This window comes from Pollutimonas rozaliensis (genome assembly GCF_048751585.1).
Lineage (GTDB): Bacteria > Pseudomonadota > Gammaproteobacteria > Burkholderiales > Burkholderiaceae_B.
The window spans coordinates 1-275 of the sequence record NZ_JAZHOB010000099.1; the positions used below are offsets into that span (position 1 = coordinate 1).

Consider the following 275-nt stretch of genomic DNA (forward strand, 5'->3'; position numbering starts at 1 on the left):
CCAACGCAGAGATCATCGGTGCCTATGCGCACGCAAAAGAGTTGTCATCTGGTAAAGACACCCCGTCTGGCCACTGGGAAATTGCCGGTGTCCCCGTGCTATTTGATTGGGGTTACTTCACTGACCAGACCAATAGCTTCCCGCAAGCGTTGCTGGATCGTATTGTCGAGCGTGCCAAGCTGCCGGGCTATTTGGGTAACTGTCATGCGTCAGGCACCCAAGTGCTGGACGATTTGGGCGAAGAGCACATGAAAATCGGCTTACCGGTTTTCATG

Annotated in this window: 1 pseudogene; it reads left to right on the forward strand. The window is 53.8% G+C overall.

Going from position 1 to position 275, the window contains the following annotated elements:
* Positions 1-275, forward strand: a pseudogene (locus V0R37_RS22135) (phosphopentomutase); the annotation flags it as partial.